General features: G+C 80.1%; 1 pseudogene. It reads left to right on the forward strand.

The features are described 5' to 3' along the window. A pseudogene (locus tag ACWJ6R_RS37360) lies at positions 1–804 on the forward strand (hypothetical protein); the annotation flags it as partial.

Genomic DNA, 804 nt, shown 5'->3' on the forward strand with positions numbered 1-804 from the left:
CCGCCCCGCTGGCGGCGGCGCTGCGCGCGGCCGGGACGCAGGTGCTGACCGTCGCCGCCGGAGAGCGGTACGGCCGCACGGCCGACGGCGGGATCACGGTCCGGCCCGGCTCCCGGGAGGACTACGAGGCCCTGATCGCCGAGGCCGGAGTACCGGAGCGGATCGTCCACGCCTGGGCGCTCGACGGCCCGCCCGCCCGCGACGCGGCCGGCACGCTGGCCGCCCAGGACCTCGGCTTCTTCAGCCTGCTCACCCTCGTCCAGGCGCTGGCGGCGGCCGAGCGGGAGTCCGGCGTGCACCTGGACGTGCTGACCGCGGGCACGCAGGGCGTGCTCGGCCCCGACCTGCGCCGCCCCGAGCACGCGACGGTGGCCGGGATCGCCAAGGTCGTGCCCCTGGAGGCGCCCTGGCTGTCGGTCCGCCACCTCGACCTGGAGACCCCGGCCGAGGCCACCGCGGAGGTAGCGGCGGGGACCGCGGGGGAGCCCGCCGGATCCGGGGCGGTGCCGTACGGCTTCGGCCCCGTGCTGGCCGAGCTCGCCCGGGACCCGCGGCTCGACGCCCCCGAGGAGGGGACGCCGCCCTCCCCGGTGGTGCTGAGGTCCGGACGGCGCTGGGTGCGGGGGTACGAGCCCGTCCCGGTGGCCGCCCCGGCCCCCCCGGGACGGCGCGCCCGAAGGGCTGCGCGAGGGCGGCGTCTACCTCGTCACCGGCGGCTCGGCGGGATCGGCCTCACCCTGGCCGAGGACCTGGCCCGGCGGGTGCGGGCCCGGCTGGTCCTGCTCGGCCGGCTCGGGGCTGGCC

The organism is Planomonospora algeriensis (assembly GCF_977012225.1).